Annotated in this window: 23 protein-coding genes and 2 pseudogenes; 15 read left to right on the top strand and 10 right to left on the bottom strand. The window is 64.2% G+C overall.

The window, feature by feature from the left end:
* The first annotated feature begins 5 nt into the window (after window positions 1-5).
* The gene (locus CXQ92_RS16555) at window positions 6-257 is read left to right on the top strand and encodes a DUF1272 domain-containing protein (protein WP_104168888.1); all 252 of its coding nucleotides are present in this window, start codon (window positions 6-8) and stop codon (window positions 255-257) included.
* 63 nt (window positions 258-320) lie between these two features.
* On the opposite strand, the gene CXQ92_RS16550 is transcribed toward CXQ92_RS16555, so the two are convergent.
* Complete coding sequence (locus CXQ92_RS16550) at window positions 321-551, bottom strand: hypothetical protein (protein WP_146067494.1); 231 nt, start codon at window positions 549-551, stop codon at window positions 321-323.
* Between the two features lie 82 nt (window positions 552-633).
* Window positions 634-1,065 carry a hypothetical protein gene (locus CXQ92_RS16545; RefSeq protein ID WP_104168886.1) on the bottom strand — a complete coding sequence of 144 codons (432 nt, stop codon included), beginning with the start codon at window positions 1,063-1,065 and terminating at the stop codon, window positions 634-636.
* Window positions 1,066-1,297: 232 nt separating this feature from the next.
* On the opposite strand from CXQ92_RS16545, the gene CXQ92_RS16540 reads away from it, so the two are divergent.
* From CXQ92_RS16540 to CXQ92_RS16530, 3 genes are read left to right on the top strand one after another with little or no spacing between them, the layout of a single operon-like run.
* Complete coding sequence (locus CXQ92_RS16540) at window positions 1,298-1,618, top strand: hypothetical protein (protein WP_104168885.1); 321 nt, start codon at window positions 1,298-1,300, stop codon at window positions 1,616-1,618.
* Window positions 1,619-1,662: 44 nt separating this feature from the next.
* On the top strand, window positions 1,663-1,860 hold the full coding sequence (locus CXQ92_RS16535; RefSeq protein WP_104168884.1) for a hypothetical protein: 198 nt from the start codon (window positions 1,663-1,665) through the stop codon (window positions 1,858-1,860).
* A gap of 21 nt (window positions 1,861-1,881) precedes the next feature.
* Window positions 1,882-2,418, top strand: coding sequence for a helicase associated domain-containing protein (locus CXQ92_RS16530; protein ID WP_181033717.1), 537 nt, complete (start codon window positions 1,882-1,884; stop codon window positions 2,416-2,418).
* Between the two features lie 134 nt (window positions 2,419-2,552).
* On the opposite strand, the gene CXQ92_RS16525 is transcribed toward CXQ92_RS16530, so the two are convergent.
* Window positions 2,553-3,518, bottom strand: a complete 966-nt coding sequence (locus tag CXQ92_RS16525) for a hypothetical protein (RefSeq protein ID WP_104168882.1) — start codon at window positions 3,516-3,518, stop codon at window positions 2,553-2,555.
* A gap of 296 nt (window positions 3,519-3,814) precedes the next feature.
* On the opposite strand from CXQ92_RS16525, the gene CXQ92_RS16520 reads away from it, so the two are divergent.
* Window positions 3,815-4,030, top strand: coding sequence for a hypothetical protein (locus CXQ92_RS16520; RefSeq protein ID WP_104168881.1), 216 nt, complete (start codon window positions 3,815-3,817; stop codon window positions 4,028-4,030).
* A gap of 92 nt (window positions 4,031-4,122) precedes the next feature.
* Here CXQ92_RS16520 and CXQ92_RS16515 read toward each other — a convergent pair whose 3' ends face one another.
* The gene (locus CXQ92_RS16515; RefSeq protein ID WP_104168880.1) at window positions 4,123-4,398 is read right to left on the bottom strand and encodes a hypothetical protein; all 276 of its coding nucleotides are present in this window, start codon (window positions 4,396-4,398) and stop codon (window positions 4,123-4,125) included.
* A gap of 401 nt (window positions 4,399-4,799) precedes the next feature.
* Here CXQ92_RS16515 and CXQ92_RS16510 point away from each other — a divergent pair, with 401 nt between their 5' ends.
* From CXQ92_RS16510 to CXQ92_RS18760, 4 genes and pseudogenes are all read left to right on the top strand, one after another.
* A complete protein-coding gene (locus CXQ92_RS16510) occupies window positions 4,800-5,996 on the top strand; it encodes a ParB/RepB/Spo0J family partition protein (protein ID WP_104168879.1) in 1,197 nt (398 codons plus the stop codon).
* 243 nt (window positions 5,997-6,239) lie between these two features.
* Window positions 6,240-6,584, top strand: coding sequence for an Lsr2 family protein (locus CXQ92_RS16505; RefSeq protein WP_104168878.1), 345 nt, complete (start codon window positions 6,240-6,242; stop codon window positions 6,582-6,584).
* Between the two features lie 201 nt (window positions 6,585-6,785).
* On the top strand, window positions 6,786-7,577 hold the full coding sequence (locus CXQ92_RS16500; protein WP_104168877.1) for an isocitrate lyase/phosphoenolpyruvate mutase family protein: 792 nt from the start codon (window positions 6,786-6,788) through the stop codon (window positions 7,575-7,577).
* 219 nt (window positions 7,578-7,796) lie between these two features.
* Window positions 7,797-8,005, top strand: a pseudogene (locus CXQ92_RS18760) (integrase core domain-containing protein); the annotation flags it as partial.
* Between the two features lie 503 nt (window positions 8,006-8,508).
* Here the strand turns inward: CXQ92_RS18760 and CXQ92_RS16490 are convergent.
* The 5 genes and pseudogenes from CXQ92_RS16490 to CXQ92_RS16470 all read right to left on the bottom strand — a co-directional run bounded on the left by CXQ92_RS16490 (window position 8,509) and on the right by CXQ92_RS16470 (window position 12,947).
* Window positions 8,509-9,315, bottom strand: a complete 807-nt coding sequence (locus CXQ92_RS16490; protein WP_368784588.1) for a F510_1955 family glycosylhydrolase — start codon at window positions 9,313-9,315, stop codon at window positions 8,509-8,511.
* A gap of 314 nt (window positions 9,316-9,629) precedes the next feature.
* On the bottom strand, window positions 9,630-10,325 hold the full coding sequence (locus CXQ92_RS16485; protein ID WP_104168874.1) for a DUF305 domain-containing protein: 696 nt from the start codon (window positions 10,323-10,325) through the stop codon (window positions 9,630-9,632).
* A 158-nt stretch (window positions 10,326-10,483) separates the two neighbouring features.
* Window positions 10,484-11,047: a hypothetical protein gene (locus CXQ92_RS16480; RefSeq protein WP_104168873.1), complete on the bottom strand. Its 564-nt coding sequence runs from the start codon at window positions 11,045-11,047 to the stop codon at window positions 10,484-10,486.
* Between the two features lie 252 nt (window positions 11,048-11,299).
* A pseudogene (locus CXQ92_RS16475) lies at window positions 11,300-11,973 on the bottom strand (HAD-IC family P-type ATPase); the annotation flags it as partial.
* 41 nt (window positions 11,974-12,014) lie between these two features.
* Entirely contained in the window at window positions 12,015-12,947 is a 933-nt protein-coding gene (locus CXQ92_RS16470; RefSeq protein WP_104168872.1) for a DMT family transporter, read from the bottom strand.
* On the opposite strand from CXQ92_RS16470, the gene CXQ92_RS16465 reads away from it, so the two are divergent.
* Window positions 12,946-14,358, top strand: coding sequence for a PLP-dependent aminotransferase family protein (locus CXQ92_RS16465; protein WP_104168871.1), 1,413 nt, complete (start codon window positions 12,946-12,948; stop codon window positions 14,356-14,358). The genes CXQ92_RS16470 and CXQ92_RS16465 overlap by 2 nt on opposite strands.
* 266 nt (window positions 14,359-14,624) lie before the next feature.
* On the opposite strand, the gene CXQ92_RS16460 is transcribed toward CXQ92_RS16465, so the two are convergent.
* Window positions 14,625-16,073 carry a PLP-dependent aminotransferase family protein gene (locus CXQ92_RS16460; RefSeq protein ID WP_104168870.1) on the bottom strand — a complete coding sequence of 483 codons (1,449 nt, stop codon included), beginning with the start codon at window positions 16,071-16,073 and terminating at the stop codon, window positions 14,625-14,627.
* 156 nt (window positions 16,074-16,229) lie between these two features.
* On the opposite strand from CXQ92_RS16460, the gene CXQ92_RS16455 reads away from it, so the two are divergent.
* The 5 genes from CXQ92_RS16455 to CXQ92_RS18745 all read left to right on the top strand — a co-directional run bounded on the left by CXQ92_RS16455 (window position 16,230) and on the right by CXQ92_RS18745 (window position 18,766).
* Entirely contained in the window at window positions 16,230-16,694 is a 465-nt protein-coding gene (locus tag CXQ92_RS16455; RefSeq protein ID WP_104168869.1) for a GNAT family N-acetyltransferase, read from the top strand.
* A 20-nt stretch (window positions 16,695-16,714) separates the two neighbouring features.
* Window positions 16,715-17,413 carry a GNAT family N-acetyltransferase gene (locus CXQ92_RS16450; protein WP_104168868.1) on the top strand — a complete coding sequence of 233 codons (699 nt, stop codon included), beginning with the start codon at window positions 16,715-16,717 and terminating at the stop codon, window positions 17,411-17,413.
* A gap of 402 nt (window positions 17,414-17,815) precedes the next feature.
* Complete coding sequence (locus CXQ92_RS18755) at window positions 17,816-17,974, top strand: hypothetical protein (protein ID WP_258070024.1); 159 nt, start codon at window positions 17,816-17,818, stop codon at window positions 17,972-17,974.
* Window positions 17,975-17,986: 12 nt separating this feature from the next.
* A complete protein-coding gene (locus CXQ92_RS18750; protein ID WP_258070023.1) occupies window positions 17,987-18,157 on the top strand; it encodes a hypothetical protein in 171 nt (56 codons plus the stop codon).
* A 135-nt stretch (window positions 18,158-18,292) separates the two neighbouring features.
* On the top strand, window positions 18,293-18,766 hold the full coding sequence (locus CXQ92_RS18745) for a transposase (protein WP_258070032.1): 474 nt from the start codon (window positions 18,293-18,295) through the stop codon (window positions 18,764-18,766).
* Window positions 18,767-18,961: the final 195 nt, after the last annotated feature.

Raw genomic sequence — 18,961 nt, 5'->3', positions numbered from 1 at the left:
TTTTCATGCTGGAGATCCGCCCGAATTGTGAATGCTGCGATCAGGACATCGCCCCCTCTGACGAGGCGTACATCTGCACCTTCGAGTGCACCTGGTGCCCGGAGTGCGTGGACCGGTTCGAGAACCGGTCCTGCCCGAACTGCGGCGGCGATCTGCAGCGACGCCCCACAAGGCCGAAAGCGGCACTGATTAATAATCCGCCTAGCACCCTGCGGGTCGTCTCCCAGAGCTGCCAGAAGCACCTCGCTAGCATGTAGGGCTGTTTCGCGGATGATCGGGCTCTAGCGTTCCGGGGTGACGGCGCTGAGCCATATCCAGCCCTAACGCGGGATTTTGATGACGGGCTCGAGGAATCGAATCCTGACCGCGGTTCTGGTGTAGGAGATGGCGTGGGCCTGGACCCGGATCGCTTTGGAGGGGTAACGGACCCACGCGTACACCCGGCGCGGCTCCGGGAAGTCGGTGGGCCGACAGTTCTCGAGGTCGAGTTCGGCCGCAGTGAGCATGATTAGCTCCTCGCGCATGACGAACTCCTCGATTCTGTCGTCCATCAGCCTGGCGTAATGCTTGCCGTACCTTCTCGACCCGCCCATAACCCCGTCATGCCCCGGTCGCTGCCTGCCTGCCGCCGGTTCAGAACCCGTCGACGGTGGTGACGCGGCGCAGCCGCCAGTTGGTTGATTGTGGGTCCGCGCTCATCTCGAATTCCAGGACCGGGGACGCCGGCCCGGTCTGTACCTGGAACCGCCAGAACCGGGTGCCAGCACTACCACCGGGCATGGGTAGGGGAGTCGGCGCGGACACGAATCCTGGCCGGTTGCCCGGGTTGGACCAGGATTCGGGTGTGCCGATGACCTGCCATAGGCCGCCCCGCCAGCGCAGCGCCAGCGGGAGCCCTGAGGGTAGGAACCGGACGGCCGCGGCCTCATCGAGCACCAGATCGGCGCCCGGCCCACCAGTGGCCCCACTGTTGGCCCCACTGCCCGTCCTGCCGCCGGCCCTGGCGCCGTGCGCGGGGGTGTATGGGTGGGTGGTGTTTCTGCGGTGGGTGGTCGTGGTCGCCATGGGTGTGTTTCTCCTGATCCGTCCTGCCGTCCCTCGAACAGGTTCCTTAAAATAGAACACAGGTTCGATTATTTAGGAAGCCGAACCCGACAGCCGAACCCAGTTGCGGACACGAGGGGTGTGGGGCATCCATGTGTGGGCGGGTGGAGCCCGTGAGGGTGGAGCTCAAAGCCGTCCACAGGTGGGTGCGCCGCACCCCCGCCCTGCGTGTCCTCTGGTTACCCTCGACACCATGAACCGCACGAACAATACGGACCAAACAGCCCGGACGGACCAGACGGACTGGATGAGTCAGGTGGACGAGTCGGGATTCGGAGGCCAGGGGGACGCGATGGATGAGCTCGCTGCGTTCATCCTGGCGCGTGTCGCCGACGATTTGCAGGTGCTCGCTGGGGCCGGCGTGATGCCGGTCCTGGTGGGGGAGCGGTTGCTGGTCGAGTGTGAGGTCAAGCGCCGCCTCGTGGCGCACGTCCAGAGCATCGACTGGGCATATGAGCCGGCCGGAGATCAGGACTACATGCAGACGGTCCTTGAGCTGCTCGCCCTGCCCTGAGCCGCACACCCCGCCTACGACCCGGACTGGGCGACCTGAACCCCATGCAGACCCTCACCCAGGCCCCTGCTGACCCGATAAAGGCGCCGTCGGAACGCCGAGACGACGCGATGACGGTCCTCGCGGGCGTGGGTGAGCCGATCGTGCCCGAGGGCGAGTGCCTGTGGGTGGCGTGTGAGAGCCGGCAGGAGTGGCTGCTCATGTACTCCCGCGGGGTGCCGGCGCCGGTGATTGCCGCCTAGTGCCGGGTCACCGTGAAGCGCGTGATCCGGGCCGTGAACCGGCAGATCGAACGGGACCCGGCATGGTTCGACGCGTGCTGGTTGGTCCACGACCAGCCGGCGTGGCCGGCGAACAGGAAGCATCGACGGCGGACCCGGGAGCAGGTGTGGTGGGAGCACTACAACCGGCTCACAGCGCATGTGCGCGAGCACGGGCGGATCCCGGCGCAGAACGACAGCCCGGACAGTCGTGTGCTGTATCGGTGGTTGGAGAACCAGCGCAGGAATCACGACGCCGGCACCCTCACCCCCGACCGAACTCAAGCTTTGAATGCGCTGGGGGAGTGGGTCGGTACCCGGCGGGGTAACGCCGACGCGCTGTGGGAGCGGCGCCTCGACGAGGTGCAGCAATTTCGGGCTGGTACCGGGCGGTTCCCGGTCTATGACCGCGTCCGGCACCCGGACGAGACGGTCCTTGCCGTGTGGCTGGGCCGGCAACGCACCTGGCACCGGAAGGGCCGGCTCCGTACGGACCGGCGGCGGCGGCTCGAGGAGGTCCTGTCCGGCTGGGGTCGCTGACCGGTATTCGTGTCCGCTGCCAGTGATCGGTGAAGATCAGGTACCGGGTAGTGGTTCGGGCGCGTACCGGGTCGTCGAGCTGTGAGTCCGCGCAGCGACTTCGGGCAGGGCGGCAGTCTTGTCGTGGTGGGGGGTTATGTGCTTGCTGGAGGCCGGCCGTTGGCGGGGGTTGTGGTCCGGGTTGTGATGAGTTTGGTGCCGGTTCCCAGGATCGCGATGATCAGGGCGAGCAGCACCACGGGGGCCGCGCCTCCTTCGGCGCCGAGTGTTGAGGTAAGGATCTGTTGGCTGAGTTGGAGCATCTCGCTCGGGTTGCCGAGAGTCACCCGTGTCCCGAAGACAAAGTTGATGGAGGTGAACAGGGCGGGGACGAGCCAGAGGAGGGCGAGATTGGTGATCCAGATTGCGGTGTCTCGGGCTGAGCGTAGACCGAACCAGGCCAGGGTGCAGCCGACGAGGATCGCGGGGAGCCAGCGGCTGATGAGTGGCAACCATGAGGGGAGATCCATGGGGCCCATGAAGCCGATGACCCATTCAGCTGCCCATGTCGCTAAGGGTACGGAGAGTATCCCGATGGCCAGGGCGAACCGGGTCTTCGATCTGGCAGCGAGGAGCATGAGCAGGGCGATTGACGCGGCGAGGGACAGGATGGTTCCGAGGAGGAGCCCGAGGAAGTAGATGGTTGCCGCCTTCCCTCCCATCAGCCCGGTATGCAGGACAGTGAAGGACTGGATCACCGCGGTGAGCTGGACGGCGCTTACTCCTGCTACGGCGTACTTCACCGTTGTCTTGTACTGGCTGGGGTTCCAGATCCGCAGTGTGATGCCGGCTGCTGCTCCACCGATCACCAGGAGGACGACGATGGTGACCAGGCTGTAATGACTCAGGGGTAGGAGTGCGACCGGCATCTGGCCGGGATCCACGATGGTGGCCCAGAGGTTCTGCAACGGTAGGCGGGCCCCGGCTATCAGCCAAGGGGCCAGGCCCAGCACCCCCGCCGCACCCCCGACCAGCAGCCCAAGAAGTGTTTCGGGGCTCGGGCGCTGATGAGTGCGCTTACCGGGAACCGGCTGCTCTGTTGTGTGCTCGGAGAAGCTCATACAGCTTCCTTCTCTGGTCGTCGGGAGTCACGGGAGGCCACTTCCGCGTAGTACGAACGCATTCCGTGCTTCACCCCGAACCGGATGATGACGTATAGGGCCAGGGCCGGAACCGCATACATCAACGGAAGGATCAAAACGCCGAGCACACCAATATCCATTGCTTCCCCCATGCCTAGAACAAACGGTCGGTCCAGTGAGCGTACCGGGGCAGACCCCATCAGCCGGCGACCCCAGGAACTGACAGCACCGGCACGTACAGTGACGCCCAAGCCACTAACCAGGAAGAGACGACCATGGGACCCACGGACTACAGCGCGCAACCCATCTCGAGCATCACCATGACGAAGCCGTTCAGCGAGAGCCTGAGCGTCCACATCCCGCAGCTCGCAACACCCACCGCCGATGACCTGCTCGAGGACCGTCTCAAGGCCGAACCCGTCACGTTCTCCCACCCCGAACGCGTCGACTTCACCTGGACGCCGGCAGCCGACAAGGGTCTCTTCGGGTAGCACCGCCACCGGCGAGACGCGCGCAGTTCTCCTCGGGCACGGACGGAACGAGTCGATCATCGGACCCCTGCGAGGCCTGGAACCGGGTGAGGCTAAGCGGGTCCGTCGATCGGGCCCCCGTAGGCGTACGCAATCCACCGTCCGGTCCCAATATCGGGAGTGTGCTTCATCATGCTGGTCTGGGTGACTTCAAAGTCTGCAGGAACCTGCCTGTACATGAGCTTCACCAGGTCAATGTCCCGGTCGACGGTGCCGTCCTTCCAGAGGACGTCGTAGTGGAAGGCCCGCACCCTGCGGCGAAGCCACCTCGAGGTCCCGTCATACGCCGTCGCGCGGAAAGCGAATGGGAGCGGATCATCAACCGGCATGAGCGCCCTCCTCCTGATGTGTTTTGACCAGCCTAAGAGACGCCGGCCTTTCGAGCTCTGAGCGATCCTGCGCTTCGCTCCGGCCTGGATGGGCCTAGCTGATCCTTCGTCGCATCCAGTCCTGGTGTTTTTTGTCTGCTGTCCTTGCGGATTATGCGCCCCCGCTCCACACCGTCAATCGGCTGCTCCGCCGGCATCGGGCACACCCATCCTGTCCGGCGCTCCTGCGTCGCTTATTTCCTTCGAGGTTTCCGCCCGCCCCCGCCCTACGGGTTGCACGGTGCTTGAGTCGGGGACGAGCGAGCGAGCTCGCCAGCAGGCAAAAAGCAACGGGGGAAGAGCCGAGCACGTGCCACCACCACAGGCTCAAGCCCCCGCCTCGTGACCCAAGGAGCAACACCATGACTGTTCTGGAACACCTGAACCCGACCGAGCTGACCATCGACGCCAATGTCCGCGCCGACGTCCGACTCGATCCTGAGTTCCTGGCCTCCATCAAGCAGCACGGCGTCCTGCAGCCCGTCGTCGCTCACCGCACCGAGACCGGCGTGCACGTCCTGTACGGGCAGCGCCGGACTCTGGCCGCTGTCGAGGGTGCCCTGCCGACGATGCCTGTGTACGTGGTCGAGACTTTGGGGGAGGCCGACAGGTTGGTGCAGCAGATCATCGAGAACGACCAGCGCCTCGCCCTGACCGACCGGGACCGGACCGAGGCGTTCCACCAGCTGTCCCTGATCGGTATCTCGGCCGCGCAGATCGCTAAGAAGACCGGCACGAAGAAGATCCTCGTGGAGACCGCGCTGAAGGTCCGCGCGAACACCACGGCCACCGAAACCCTCACCGCCGGGTGGACGCTGGAGCAGTCAGCGGCCCTCGAGGAGTTCAGCGACACTGAGGCGACCGTGCAGCGGTTGCAGCACATCCTCGAGGTCCAGCCCGAGCAGTTCGACCATCAGGTCGCCTACCTCCGCCAAGAGCGCACCACCGCCCGCCTCGTCAAGGAAGCCACCGCCGAGCAGGAAGCCCTCGGCAACACCGTTGTCGATGGGGCCGGGTACGCGATGCCGGAGCACCAGCACCCGCACATGCTCCTGCGGGCCGACGGTGAGGTGGCGACGAAGGAGGACGCGAACGCCGTCGTCATCCACACCACCTACCGGGGCGAGGTGCAGGTGACCCCGGTGATCGCGAACTTCCGGGAGTACGGGTTCACGATCCGCGAAGGACTCGGCATGAGCGCCACGGCCGGACAGTCAGGACCCATGACCGAGGCGCAGAAACAGGAACGCCGCACCGTGATCCAGAACAATAAGAAGTGGGACGCGAGCACCGAGGTCCGGCAGGCGTGGCTGAAGACCCTGCTGGGACGGAAGACCCCGCCGAAGGGGTGGGCGCACTTCACGGCCGCGACCCTGGCGAACTACGGTAACAGCGTCGCCCGCGCGACCGCGCAGAAGCAGGACCTCGCCGCCGGTCTCGCCGGGGTCACCGACCCCGACTACCGGGCCTACCGATCACTGGTCGAAAAGCCCACCGAAAAAGCTGTTCACTCACCCGTGACTGAGCCTTATGACGAGGCGCAAATATGCCGCGAATAAGCCACACATATCCGAACGCCGATCTCCTCATGGGCACTTCATGACCTTCGTTAAGCATCCTGCGGATTTTGACGGGCTCCCGGTGAAGCGTCTTCTGGCGCTTGCTCGTGCTCGTGCGCGTACGAGTAGTGGCCGTTCTTTGTCGGGTAACTGGTGATGTGCGATACATATTCGTATTGCGATAGAGTGAAGACAATGGGGCCCGGTGATATCCGGCAACTATTCTAGGAGTGATGAAGGCATATGGCGCAGCGTGTACAGGTTGAATTGATCGATGACCTCAATGGTGAAGTGGCCCAGGAAACCGTCCGTTTCGGTGTTGATGGCACCGAGTACGAGATCGATTTGACCACGGAGAACGCGGACAAATTCCGTGCCACCCTCACCGAATACGCGGACAAGGCCCGCAAGGCCACCGGCCGGCGCGGCCAGGGCAAGTCCCCCGCCTCCTCCGAAGCGGCCTCGGGGAAGTCCAAGCGTGAGGAAACCCAGCGGATCCGCCAGTGGGCGCAGGACAACGGGCACTCAACCAGCGCCCGCGGACGGATCTCCCAGTCCATCGTCGACGCCTACAACGCAGCCCACTAACCCCAATCCCAGGGACCCAGTGAGGCATCCGCAGCGGGCCGACGATGATTGTGGGCGCTACTCGGCGGCGGAATCTGCCTACTTGGAGTAGCAATCACCAGGCGAGATTCTGCCCCTCGAGAGCGACCCAAACAGGCAGGGCTCCCAGACACCATCACCTCACCCCCACCCCCGTAGTTTGACACTGAAAGGTCCTGTGCTATGGACTTCCACCACTTCGCCGCATCCCACACTGCCGGTCACCCTCTTCTCATAGTCAACGCGTGGGACGGAGCATCGGCGCGCTACCTGCACTCCCTCGGTCACCGCGTGATCGGCACAACAAGCCTCGGGTCCGCCTACGCAGCCGGTCACTCTGACGGGCACGGACGAACATTCGCCGACGTTCTCGCCCTCGTCGAGCGCTGTAGACACCTCCATATCCCCGTAACAGCCGACATTGAGAACGGGTTCAGCGATGACCCGCGCGAAGTCTTAAATCGGGTCCGCGAACTATATGAGGCGGGAGCAATTGGAATTAATATTGAAGACGGCCGCCCCGATCAAAGCCTCAGTCCCATAGGACTCGCAGCGGAGAAGGTTGAGATCATCTCTCAAAGCCTTCCTGAGCTATTCATCAACGCACGTACAGACGCCTATTGGGTTGCAGGCAACCTTTCGGACCACACAAAATACGACAACGCGGTGGCGAGGGCACAAGCCTATGTCGACGCCGGTGCACACGGAATTTTTGTACCCGGTGTCACCGACAGGAGCACCATCAGATCCTTAGTGTCCGCCATACCGGCGCCGTTGAACGTACTGATCCAACCGGGCGGGCCGACCCTCGCCGAACTCACCAGTGACGGGGTAGCAAGAATCAGCACAGGTTCGCTTCTGCTTCGAATTGCTCTCAGCTCTATCGGAACCGCCGTGCAAAACATCCAAGCCACTCACCTCGAAACGCTAGAGGACCTACCGACCTACTCTGAGTTCAACGAACAGGGCCTATAGCTACCCGATTCACGAGCTGAACAAAACTATCCTGGCCTTACCTTGGGAGGGACTGCCCTGGGTTTCGTTTACTCTCGGATTTTGGGGCTTTCAGGCGGCATTTAGGCCTTTATTAACTATCTCAAACTCGATCGGCGGTAGCCTCCGAGGCGCCGTTGGCGGCGTTTCCGGTGGTAAGTTCTCTCGATTTAGGTTGCGATGTCCCTGCGCAGCACCGGTCAAAGCGTCATGACCAACAACGCTTTCGCCTACCGGCTTTCCTGAAACATTCAGGACGCATTGGCCGCACTCGGCACGAAACACATGCTGATCAAACCCCGTCACCCGTGGCAGAACGGCAAATTGGAACGCTTTAACCGGACCCTGCAGGAAGGCTGGGCCTGCCGGCAGCCTTTCACCTCAACCAGGCGCGCCCCGAAGCCCTGGACTCATTGCTAAACTTCCGCAACAACCACCAGCCCCACGGCAGCCTCGGAGCCAAGCCACCCATCAGCAGGTGCCATTAACCCACTGGCTGAGTACGCCTAGCTCCGCGTAGTCCAGCACATCATCCCCTCCCTTCGCCTGCTCATAAGCCGTTGCTTGAGTGCAACGGCATCCTGCAGGAGGATGCGAGGGAGTGCGTATCGGCGCCTACCCCCCGAGTGCCCGGTAGCGCGGAGCCGAGTGTGGAGCGTATGAGTATTGGCCACCTGACGGCGCATGGCTCGACCAGCACCACATGTGTGTCGCTAGTCCAGTTCCATGATCCAGAGATGCACGAGTGAGTATGGCAAAGCGCTTTCTAGGCGTACCCAAGGCGCTCAGCGTGGCCCAGAGGTACGAGCTGAGGGGCCGCTGTGGCTGACCGTGACTTCCTCCAGCTCATTCTTGGTAGCGAAACGTTGATCAAAGCACCTGTGGGTGTTCGGGCCTTCAGGAAAGCATGGAACTACTGCGTCAGCGGGGTGAAGGTCTCTCCGTTATCGCCGGAAACTTCGATCCCCTCAGCGGTGGCAACCCAGATCCGGTGCGTGTCATCGCCGGTGTGGTCCGCGGCGATGGCCGCGGGTTCACCCTGGATGGTTCCTCGCTGTGTCCAGGTGAGTCCGGCGTCGGCGCTGGTGTGCACGGTGCCGTCGGGGGTCACACCGGTAGCGGTGTCGCCGGCGAACGTGGTGAACACCAGCAGGGGAGCGTTCGGGACGGTCATCCAGGTGGCCCCGCTGTCCTCAGACCGGTAAGGCCCTTCCTCCGTGGTGGCCAGGACGGTTCCGTTGCCGGCTCCGGCGAGGTTGTAGGCGGGCACGTCGTCGGCGGTGACGGTCCAGTGATGCCCGTCGGCGCTGGTGACGATGCGCCCTTCGTACCCGATGAGCCCAGTACTGGTTGCGGCGAGGGCGTGGAAGTCCGTCTCTCCTTGCTGGGAAACAGGTTCCCAGGAGCGCCCGTCGTCGGTGCTGGTGATCAACCCGACCGGGTCGGGGAGGTCCGTGCCGGGGCCGGGATGCCCGGAGGCGTAAAGGGTTCCATCGCTGGTGCCGGTGAATCCCATGAGGTCGATCACGGGGCCGATCTGCTGGGCGGGGGACCGGGTGACATCGAACAGGCCGTCGTGGGTGGCAAGCAGGATGCGGTTAGTTCTCGGGTCCACGCTCATTCCATGGATATGCCCGGACGGGTACCCCGCCGAAACGGCAGGAGCCGCGGGCGTGTCCTGAATCGTGGAGGTAGGGGTGGTGCAGGCGCTGAGCAGCACGGCGACAGCGGCTGTGAGGCTCAGGCAGGCGGTGCGGGACAAGGTCGAAGGCAAGGCATAGTCCTTTGGAACATCGATCGAGGAGGTCTCGAGAAGTGGAGGTGCAGAATGCAGAGCCCGCGAGGCGCTAGATAGCGCTTTTGTGGGTGCAGAGGTGGTGTCCGGGAACGGTGCCGGTGTGGGTGGAACGGGGACACCCACACCGGCACCTGTCAGAGGGCGGTGACACCCTGCAACGCCGGACCGGGTCGCGGCGGATTACGGCGTCCGGTGTCCGGGCTGGGGATGGACTGCATAGATGTCGCTCGCGCGGATCAGAGGCCCGCGAGGAGCTCTTGCATCTCGGCGATTTCGGCCTGCTGTGTCGTCACGATGGTTTCGGCCAGCTCGATCGCGTCCGGGTTCTGCCCGTTGTCTATCTCGTTTTCGGCCATCGTGACCGCGCCCTCGTGGTGAGCGGTCATCGACTCCAGGAAGATGCGGGACGCCTCGGTGCCCTCCGCGGACTCGAGTTCGGACATCTGGTCCTCGCTCATCATGCCCTCCATCGACTCGGAGCCGCCCATGTCAGATCCCATAGTGCTCATGGAGTGGCCTTCCATGCCGCCTTCGGGCTCCATCGGTTCATCCCAGGCTTCCAGCCAGCCGGTCATGGTCTCGATCTCGGGGCCTTGGGCGTCCTTGATCTTCGCCGCGAGGTCAGTGATGTCCGGGCTGATGCCGTCCTTGGCGAGCATCATGTCGCTCATCTCCACCGCTTGCTGGTGGTGGGGAATCATCATCTGCGCGAACATGACGTCCGCGTCGTTGTGCCCGGCGGAGGCCTCGGAGGCGCCCGACGTCGCTTGGGTGGTCGCCCCGGTGCTGGACTCGGCGGTGGCGCTCGGGGCGGCGGCTGCGGAGATTTCACCCCCCGCGCCCTCCGTGCTTCCGCCGGAGGAGGAGCCGCAGGCGGACAGGGTGATCAGGGCGGCAATAGATAGGGACGCAAGGGAAAGGGAACGCTTCATGATGCTCAGATCCTTCAATGCTCAGAGGTGGGGGTATCAGCTGGCCGTACCGCGCAGGACGGCGGGTACGGTCAGGGCCGGGCCGCGCAAACGGGCGCAGTCACGGCAGGACGGAGGCCCTGCTGCCCACGAAGAGGGGCGGGTGCGGGCCGCGGATCCTACGTACGGCTGATACAGAGCTGAATCAATGAAGGAGCAGGTGCGGGTCGGGACACCCAAGGCAGTGCAGGAGGACCCCGCCGACCCAGCGTGGACAGGAGGGCCCGGCCGGCAGGAGTCAGCAGGCCGGCGATACCGATGACGATCATCGCCAGCACACACATCCCCAGCATCATCTCGTCGGCGCAATCCTCGGCGCACCCGTACAACACTGACCCGTCGAGGACAACCGTCGCGGCCGCATCCAAGGCAATCGCCCCGAGTGCGGTCACCGCGGCCTTTGCCGCGGTCGTGGCCTGGGTGTGGACAGGACCGGTTTCATGACCCGTGTGCGTGTCCAGGGTGTGGCTGGGGGCGAGACCCGCTTCGGCCCCCGGGGGGATGGTCGTGGTCGCAGCGGCGGGGGATGCGACGTGGTGGGAAGTAGAACCGTGACCGCCCATCCAGACGTGCATCGCGAGGACCCCGACGATCACGGCCGTCAGACCGACGAAGGCGACAACCGAGGGCACGGTGGCGCGCAGCAGGAAAAGAACAGTGTGTGTTGCCCGATTCGTGGTCACCGTCTCCGTCCTCTCCCTGTCCGCACTTTTCACTGACGCTGATGTGTTTCGGTGGTCCCCAGTTGCTACCTACCAGCCTAACGACACGGCAAGGTTGCCTTGGTCAGGGCCTCGGCCTGGTCGCGCCCCGCATATTTCACGGTCAGGCCGGCAGCTGTGTTCGCTGATCCGTCCAAGATCACGCACTGATGGGCTTGGTGCCCAGATTCTCAGCACTGGTCTTCTCCGTGCCAGATCGATCTCCGGGCGGAAATCGATCCGCTGCAGCAGTTGCGCGTTCAGGCCACGAATCGTCGAAACGCTCAACAGGACGGCGCCTGCCGCGGGCGTGAGGAGGACTCCGCGAAGACGAGCACGCTCGGCGGCGAGGGGGCCGGCGAGCAGGTGGTAATCGGTGGCCCAGGTGAGGTTCTGGATCATCTTGCGGTAGCTGGCGGGGATTGGTCGATCATCGCCAGCACCGAGCGGAAGTCATTGCCGGCCAGGACGACGCCCGCCGATTCCATGGCGACGTCCGTGCCCGATCCAATCGCGATGCCCACCTCGGCGCGGGCGAGGGCCGGGCGTCGTTGACGCCGTCTCCGACCAACGCGACCTTGAGCCCGGGTGCCTGCGGTTCGGCGACCTTCGAGTCCTTGTCCTGCGGCAGGACGTCGGCGAACACCTCGTCGATCCCGAGGTCCGTTCCGACAGCGTCGACCATCTGTCGGGCGTCTCCAGTAATCACGGCTACTTTCACTCCACTCCTGCAGGGCCGTCACGGTTGTTCGGAATTTTTCACGGACCCTGTCCTCGAGCCTGAGGGCGCCGGTCGCTGCGCCGTCGCTGATGATGTGCAGGGCGGACGCGCCACGGCCCTCCCAGGCCAGGACGGTGTCCTCGATGTCCACGGGAGTGCCGAGGTTGAGTTCCCTGACATGGTCAGGTCGCCACCACCTAGCGAGAAGACGACAATCTTCTGGGTTTCCTAGCGGGATAGCGGTGACGAACGGTTGAGTCGTGTTCGGACAGCGGCGCCTGCGCAGATGATGACGGCGATGCCTCCAATCATCGTGACTGGTGTGAGGTGTTCATTGAGTAGGAAAACTGCCCAGAGGATGCTGAGGACGGGCTGAATGAGTTGGACCTGACTGACTTGTGCCATGGGCCCGATTGCGAGGCCGCGGTACCAAGCGAAGAAGCCGAAAAACATGCTCACAACCGATAGATAAATGAATGCGGCCCACTCAATGGGGGTAGCAATGGGTGGTTGCTGTAACACGGCGGTGATGGCCAGGGTAAGCATGATTGGAGATGCGACCACGAGGGCCCAAGACACGGTTTGCCAGGCGCCGAGTTCACGGGCGAGGAGTCCCCCTTCTGCGTATCCGATGGCAGCAGCGAGGACGGCCGCGAAGAGCAAGAGATCGGACGTGGTGAGGTGGGTGAGGCCACCGCCTTGCAGTGCGGCGAACCCGATGGCAACTAGGGCGCCAATGGCCGCCATGATCCAGAACGACACTGGTGGTCGTTCCTTGCCGCGGATGACAGCCATGACGGCGGTTGCTGCAGGCAAGAGTGCGATGACCACGGCGCCGTGGCTCGCCGGGGCCGTGGTGAGAGCAAAAGAAGTGAGCAGTGGGAAGCCGATGACGATGCCGCCGGCAATCACAGCCAGTCGAACCCACTGGGACCCGTTAGGGAGCCGTTGCCGGGTGAGGGACAGCGCCGCGATGGCGAGGACTGCGGCAATTAATGCCCGCCCTGATCCGATGAACAAAGGCGAAAGGCCGCCGACCGCTACACGGGTAAACGGGACGGTAAATGAAAATGCTAGAACACCGAGTAGACCCCAAGCGAGGCCAACATGAGGTGATAGCACAGCCGGCGTACCAAGAGTAGCGCTATTATGTCGGTTCATGACCAACGATAGCAGTAACAGGATCGTGGTAGCTCTGCAGAAGTGGATCGCGGCGGCCCCTGCTGGTGCGAAGCTTCCATCAACTCGCTCGTTGGTAGCCCGTCATGAGGCCAGTCCCGTCACTGTGCAGAAGGCATTACGCACTCTGACCGGTCAGGGACTGATTGAAAGCAGGCCAGGGGTCGGGACTTTCGTCCGTGCGGTTCGCACTGCGAAACTTTCCGACTTCGGGTGGCAGACCGGGGCGCTGGGGTCCCCGCGCAACCGCCTGTCTCCTGCGCCGGCGGCTATGCGTGTCGCTCCCGTCGATACGATCACTTTGCACAGTGGGTACCCCGACCGGGAGCTTCTGCCCGAACGCCTGGTCCGCGCCGCCCTCGCTCGAGTGGGTCGCAGCGACGCCGCCCTTACACGCTCTCCCATAACGGGGGTGCCGGAGCTTCAGTCATGGTTCGCCGCTGAACTGGCGGCCGCTACCCCAGCCGGCGTCGCCAGGCCCCAAACCAGTGATGTGATTGTGCTCCCCGGAAGTCAAAGCGGGCTTAGCTCCATTTTCCGCGCCCTGGTCACCGACGGCCGCCCGTTACTCATCGAATCTCCCTCCTACTGGGGTGCAATCCTTGCCGCAGCACAAGCCGGTGTCCGCCTCGTCCCTATCGCGTCCGGCCCCGCGGGCCCTGACCCGGAGGACGTCGCACGAGCGTTTGAGGAAACTGGCGCTCGAGCGTTCTACGCCCAGCCGAACTACGCGAACCCCACCGGAACCCAATGGTCAGCAACTACCGGACACCAAATACTCGACGTCATCAGAACATATGGGGCTTTCCTTATCGAAGACGACTGGGCACATGACTTCGGCATCAGCACCAACCCCTCCCCGATAGCAGCCCAGGACGACAACGGACACGTCGTCTACATCCGCTCACTCACCAAGAGCGTGTCTCCGGCGCTAAGGGTCGCCGCGATCATCGCCCGCGGACCCGCACGAGACCGGATTGTTGCTGACCGGGCAGCAGCGTCCATGTACGTCAGCGGAATCCTCCAGGCCGCAGCCCTCGACGTTGTCACTCAACCCGGTTGGCTAACCCACCTTCGCGGGCTTCGCCAACAATTACTATCCCGCCGCGACCTACTCATCGACAGTCTCGCTCAGCACGCTCCGCTCGCGCACCTCACCGCGACCCCTCCCGGTGGACTAAACCTTTGGCTGAGACTGCCCGACAGGACCGACCTTTCCGCCTTTATTCGAGAATGCGAAGCACAGAACGTCCTCGTCGCACCTGGCACGGAATGGTTCCCCGCCGAACCCACTGGTCCTTTTGTTCGCCTCAACTACTCCGGTCCCAACCCTGGCGCATACCCGGAAGCCGCACGCATCATCGGCCGAGCCCTGGATGGAACCGGCGGTTAGGAAGATGCCGCTAGAACTCGCGACGCAACGAAGCTGCTTCAGGAGGGGATTACGGTCGGACGGCAGACACCACAGGACCTTGCCGAGCGGTTGCTTACTCAGGCCAGGAGGGAGGGGGACGAGCCTGGTGGGCCCGGGCAGCTTGTTGAACCGGCTGACGAAGAATCTGTAGGAGGCTGCTAAAGGGGCCCTTCGTCTCTAAGCGTGGTTAGGGTGCTGATTTTTTGCTCTTCGGGGCCTTTCGGCGCGCCAGCGGCGCTGGATCGCTAACTGGTGTTGAGTACAGTGGCGATCTCCTGCAGGGCGAGCCGCAGCTGCAGGTCGGTCGGAGCGCCGTAGCCGACCACGATGCCCTGTCGTTGAGGATAGGTCTCGGCGTGGTAGTAAGTCCCGAGTGGGGCGACCCGGATGCCCCGCTTCGATAGGCGTGTGACGATGTGTTCGGCTGGTGTCCCGTCTTCCCAGGAGAAGGCGGCGTGCAGGCCGCCCTCGATCGCGTCCAGTCGGATGTGCGGGGCGAGGTTGGCGGTACCGGCGATGACGAGGGAACGCCGGTGTGCGTACTCCCGCCCGACCCGGACCAGATGACGACGTAGACCGCCGTTGCGCAAGAACTCTGCGAGGGCCGTTTGGACGATACCGGACACGGGCTGCCCAAGGGTTTCGCGGACATCGAGGACCCTGGCGCGTAGATCGTGGTCCTGGATGACGAGGTAGCCGCAGCGCAGCCAGGGGGTGAGTGTCTTGGAGTAGCTGCCGATCAGTGCGACCTGGTGCCCGGTGTCGAGAGAGGCGATGGCGGGCAGTGATGGTGCGCCGTGCCGGAACTCGCTGTCGTAGTCGTCCTCGATGATGATTGCGCCGGTGTCGTTCGCCCAGGCGAGCATTGCCAGGCGTGCCGCGACCGGTAGTCTACCGCCAAGAGGGTACTGATGGCTGGGTGTAAGCAGCACTGCGGCGAACGGTCCTGGTTCCCGCGCGAGTGCATCCGGGTCCATACCGCCGTCTCTGACCGGGATCGGGACCGGGGTTGCTCCGAGGTGGGTAATCACCTTTCGCGCCGTGGGATAGCCGGGGTTCTCGGTTGCGATACGCGCACCTGCCGGACCTTCCGCGCGCAGCCCGTGAAGCAGCAGTCCGAGTCCGTCGCTCGTGCCTGCGGTCACTACAATCTCATCGGCACTGCACTGCACGCCTCGGGCGGAGCACAGATGGTCGGCGATCAGCGAACGCAGACCCTCGTCACCGGCAGGCGGCGGCAGAAGGGAGGGCAGACCACGTTTCACCGCATTGCGCCAGGCCGCCACCCAATCGCGCTTCGCATGAAAGCCGGTCGACGGGCTCCCTGGCGATAGATTGATCACTTCGGAAGCGCGGTTAGGTGGGGAAACACCGTGATCCCTCGGTGCCGGCTTCGGCTGAACAGGAGCGGACTGCGCTGCGGTGACGGGGAGGTCGTCTGCGACGAAGGTGCCCGAACCTGGCACGCTGACGACGTACCCTTCGCCGGCCAGGTCCTCATAAACCGAGACGACAGTGCCGCGTGAGACCCCCATCGCCGCTGCGAGAGCCCGGGTTGAAGGCAGCGGATCGCGTGCGGCCACCTGCCCCGATAGCAGTGCCGCACGCAACTGCCCGGTCAGATGCTCGCGCGCGGTGTGCCCAGGAGGCCGCTCGGTCTGGAGCACGAGGTTCAGCGGAAACGCATGGCGCATGTATTCATCTTATTGGTCTAACGTCTTGGTTCTTTTCTGGCTTTGCGGCCGAACCGGAAAGGTTCGTACCGTGAAAGGGCGGCAGCACTATGCCGCCCGGGACCCGCTGCCCACGCCGTCTGCCAGTACCAGAGTTCAGAAAGATCCACGCCGCCAATGACTGATGCCCGGACCGTTTCCGTTCGTCCACTTGCTCCCTCCGACGAGCCTCGGTGGCGTGAGCTTTTCCGCGGCTACCGCGGCTTTTACCACCTGGAAGAATCCGAGGAAGTCGTTTCGCGGGTGTGGGGCTGGCTCATGGACCCCGGGCACGAATGCCAGGCCCTGGTTGCCGAGTCCGTGGATGGCATCGTGGCGATCGGCCATTATCGTCGCTTCTCACGTCCTTCCACTGGCACTGTCGGTATCTGGCTCGATGACCTCTTCACCGCACCCGAAGCCCGAGGTAGGGGAGCCGGGCGTGCGTTGATCCACCGTCTCACCGGGATCGCGGGATCAGAAGGGCGCTCGGTCGTGCGGTGGATCACCGCGGACGACAACCATCAGGCCCAGGCGCTCTACGACCAGGTCGCGACCCGCACTTACTGGGCCACCTACGACGCCGCACCGGCCACCGTATGAGCCGCGGGAAAGGGACCCCGATGACATCGGCGAACGAGTACGGGCAGCCTATCGGCGATCCGGTCCCGGGCTGGGAACCGGCTGGGCTCCCGGATGCTGAGACGATTCCGGGGCGATACTGCACGCTCGAACTTTTCGACCCCGACCGGCACGCCGACAGCCTCTATGCCGCTTATGCGGATGCGTCCGACGCCCGAGACTGGACTTACCTGCCGTCCGGCCCGTTCCCAACGCCGGGGTCCTACCGCAACTGGGCGATCGCCGCAGCGAAGAGCGATGACCCCCGGCACTACGCCGTCGTCGACAACGCCACCGGCCGTGCACTCGGTACGCTCTCGCTGATGCGGCACAACCCTGCCAACGGGGTCATCGAGGTCGGGTACGTCGTCTTCTCCCGCGCCCTCCAGCGCACCCCGATCTCCACCGAAGCGCAGTTCCTGCTCATGGGACACGTCTTCGACGATCTCGGATACCGCCGGTACGAGTGGAAATGCGACAGCCTCAACGCACCCTCCCGCAAGGCCGCCGAGCGTCTCGGCTTCACCTACGAAGGCACGTTTCGACAAGCTGTTATCTACAAGGGACGCAACCGCGACACCGCTTGGTTCGCCCTCACCGACCACGACTGGCCTCCCATGCGCGATGCGTTCGAGAAGTGGCTCGACCCGGCCAACTTCGACACCGACGGCCGCCAAGGCGTGCCCCTGCGGACGCGCTAACCAGCCCTGCCGGGCACCCCAAAGACGCACCCTGACGTGTCCAACTTTACTTTTTACTCCGGCGGGCGGTGGTGCGACCGGGCGGATGCCCTGCTGGACGTCCCCGGCGTGCACATCACCTCCGTCACCGAGGCCGTTTCCGGTCCGGTCGTCCATGTCGAAACCGACCAGACCTTGGTGAGCTGCCGGGCCTGCGGAGTCGTTGTGATCGGCCACGGGCGCCGACAGACCCCCGCTGCGGGACATCCCGTGTTTCAGCCGGCCCGTTCGGCTCATCTGGGCCAAACGACTTTGGCGCTGCCCGGACGAACGCTGTTCCACGACGGTGTTCAGCGAGGAACATGCGCTGGCCGGGAAACGGGCGGTCCTGACCAACCGGGCCATTCGCTGGGCCATGACGCGTTGGAGCGGTACGACACCTCCGTCTCGGCCCTGGCCCACCAGCTCGGCGTGTCCTGGCAGGCCCTGTGGAAGGGCGTCGAGGCCGAGGCCACTCGTAGGCTCGCCCGGCCCGAACGCCTGGCCGGTATCGACGCGCTCGGGGTGGACGAGCATGTCTAGACCCACACCGGTTTGCCCGGCACCGGCATGGTCACCGGCATCGTGGACCACACCCTCGACAAGGACGGAAAGGTTCATGCCAAGCTCCTGGACCTGGTCTCCGGCCGTTCCGGGAAAGCCTACGCCAGCTGGCTCAAGGAACGCGGCCCCGCGTTCGCCTCCGGGATCAGGACTGCGACCTGAATCCGTTCCGCGGCTACGCCACCGCGATCCGTGACGAACTCCCAGAGGCCATCACCGTGGTGGACGCGTTCCGCATCGTCCGCCTCGGGGCCGCCATGCTCGACGAGGTTCACCGAAGGGTGACTGTAGCAGGACATCCGGGGCCGCAAGGGCTACCCGCTCTACGGGATCCGGCGGACCCTGCAGACGGGTGCCGAGCACCTCACCGAAAAGCAGGTCGCCCGACTCGAGAACAAGCTTGAACCCGGTGACCCCAACCACGAGGTCACCATTGCGTGGCACCGCTACCAGAAGCTCCGAGTCGTCTACCACGCCACGACGGAAAAGGGCCGCGCACTGGTCGGAGAGATCTTGGACGGGTTCCCGTCCTGCCCCATCCCCCGAAGTCGCCAGGCTCGATGGAGCCTACGCTTTTGGAGGGCCGCGATTTTGGCCTACTTCGACACCAAAGGTGCTTCCAACGGACCCACCGAGGCGGTCAACGGCATCATCGAAACCACCCACAGGATCGCCCGCGGATTCCGCAACTTCGCAAACTACAGGATCAGGAACCTGCTCGCCGCAGGAGGCCACAGGCTCTACCGGAAGAAACCACCAAACCACGCTTAGAAATGAAGAGCCGCTAGAGGTGGCGTTCACTGCAACCTTGGGCATGAGCACGAGCAGGCATCGATTGCGGCGAACATGCGCGATGGTAGGTGGAAGCCGCCTTAACTCCTTCGCTTCCCCCTTCGTCCGCCGGTTCGAGAGAACCTCTTACCGATGAAGACCGCCGCACCTCACACACTGTCCATCGGACAGTCC

It is taken from the genome of Arthrobacter sp. SX1312, assembly GCF_002929295.1.
In the GTDB taxonomy this organism is placed as follows: domain Bacteria; phylum Actinomycetota; class Actinomycetes; order Actinomycetales; family Micrococcaceae; genus Arthrobacter_D.
Note: the sequence above shows the minus strand (reverse complement) of the source record. Positions and strands in the feature narration are given on the sequence as shown.

What these genes read in the sequence shown, in the direction of transcription:
- CXQ92_RS16555 (WP_104168888.1), top strand. Translation starts at nt 6, where the DNA reads ATGCTGGAGATCCGCCCGAATTGTGAATGCTGCGATCAGGACATCGCC.
- CXQ92_RS16550 (WP_146067494.1), bottom strand. Translation starts at nt 551, where the DNA reads ATGGACGACAGAATCGAGGAGTTCGTCATGCGCGAGGAGCTAATCATG.
- CXQ92_RS16545 (WP_104168886.1), bottom strand. Translation starts at nt 1,065, where the DNA reads ATGGCGACCACGACCACCCACCGCAGAAACACCACCCACCCATACACC.
- CXQ92_RS16540 (WP_104168885.1), top strand. Translation starts at nt 1,298, where the DNA reads ATGAACCGCACGAACAATACGGACCAAACAGCCCGGACGGACCAGACG.
- CXQ92_RS16535 (WP_104168884.1), top strand. Translation starts at nt 1,663, where the DNA reads ATGCAGACCCTCACCCAGGCCCCTGCTGACCCGATAAAGGCGCCGTCG.
- CXQ92_RS16525 (WP_104168882.1), bottom strand. Translation starts at nt 3,518, where the DNA reads ATGAGCTTCTCCGAGCACACAACAGAGCAGCCGGTTCCCGGTAAGCGC.
- CXQ92_RS16520 (WP_104168881.1), top strand. Translation starts at nt 3,815, where the DNA reads ATGGGACCCACGGACTACAGCGCGCAACCCATCTCGAGCATCACCATG.
- CXQ92_RS16515 (WP_104168880.1), bottom strand. Translation starts at nt 4,398, where the DNA reads ATGCCGGTTGATGATCCGCTCCCATTCGCTTTCCGCGCGACGGCGTAT.
- CXQ92_RS16510 (WP_104168879.1), top strand. Translation starts at nt 4,800, where the DNA reads ATGACTGTTCTGGAACACCTGAACCCGACCGAGCTGACCATCGACGCC.
- CXQ92_RS16505 (WP_104168878.1), top strand. Translation starts at nt 6,240, where the DNA reads ATGGCGCAGCGTGTACAGGTTGAATTGATCGATGACCTCAATGGTGAA.
- CXQ92_RS16500 (WP_104168877.1), top strand. Translation starts at nt 6,786, where the DNA reads ATGGACTTCCACCACTTCGCCGCATCCCACACTGCCGGTCACCCTCTT.
- CXQ92_RS16485 (WP_104168874.1), bottom strand. Translation starts at nt 10,325, where the DNA reads ATGAAGCGTTCCCTTTCCCTTGCGTCCCTATCTATTGCCGCCCTGATC.
- CXQ92_RS16465 (WP_104168871.1), top strand. Translation starts at nt 12,946, where the DNA reads ATGACCAACGATAGCAGTAACAGGATCGTGGTAGCTCTGCAGAAGTGG.
- CXQ92_RS16470 (WP_104168872.1), bottom strand. Translation starts at nt 12,947, where the DNA reads ATGAACCGACATAATAGCGCTACTCTTGGTACGCCGGCTGTGCTATCA.
- CXQ92_RS16460 (WP_104168870.1), bottom strand. Translation starts at nt 16,073, where the DNA reads ATGCGCCATGCGTTTCCGCTGAACCTCGTGCTCCAGACCGAGCGGCCT.
- CXQ92_RS16455 (WP_104168869.1), top strand. Translation starts at nt 16,230, where the DNA reads ATGACTGATGCCCGGACCGTTTCCGTTCGTCCACTTGCTCCCTCCGAC.
- CXQ92_RS16450 (WP_104168868.1), top strand. Translation starts at nt 16,715, where the DNA reads ATGACATCGGCGAACGAGTACGGGCAGCCTATCGGCGATCCGGTCCCG.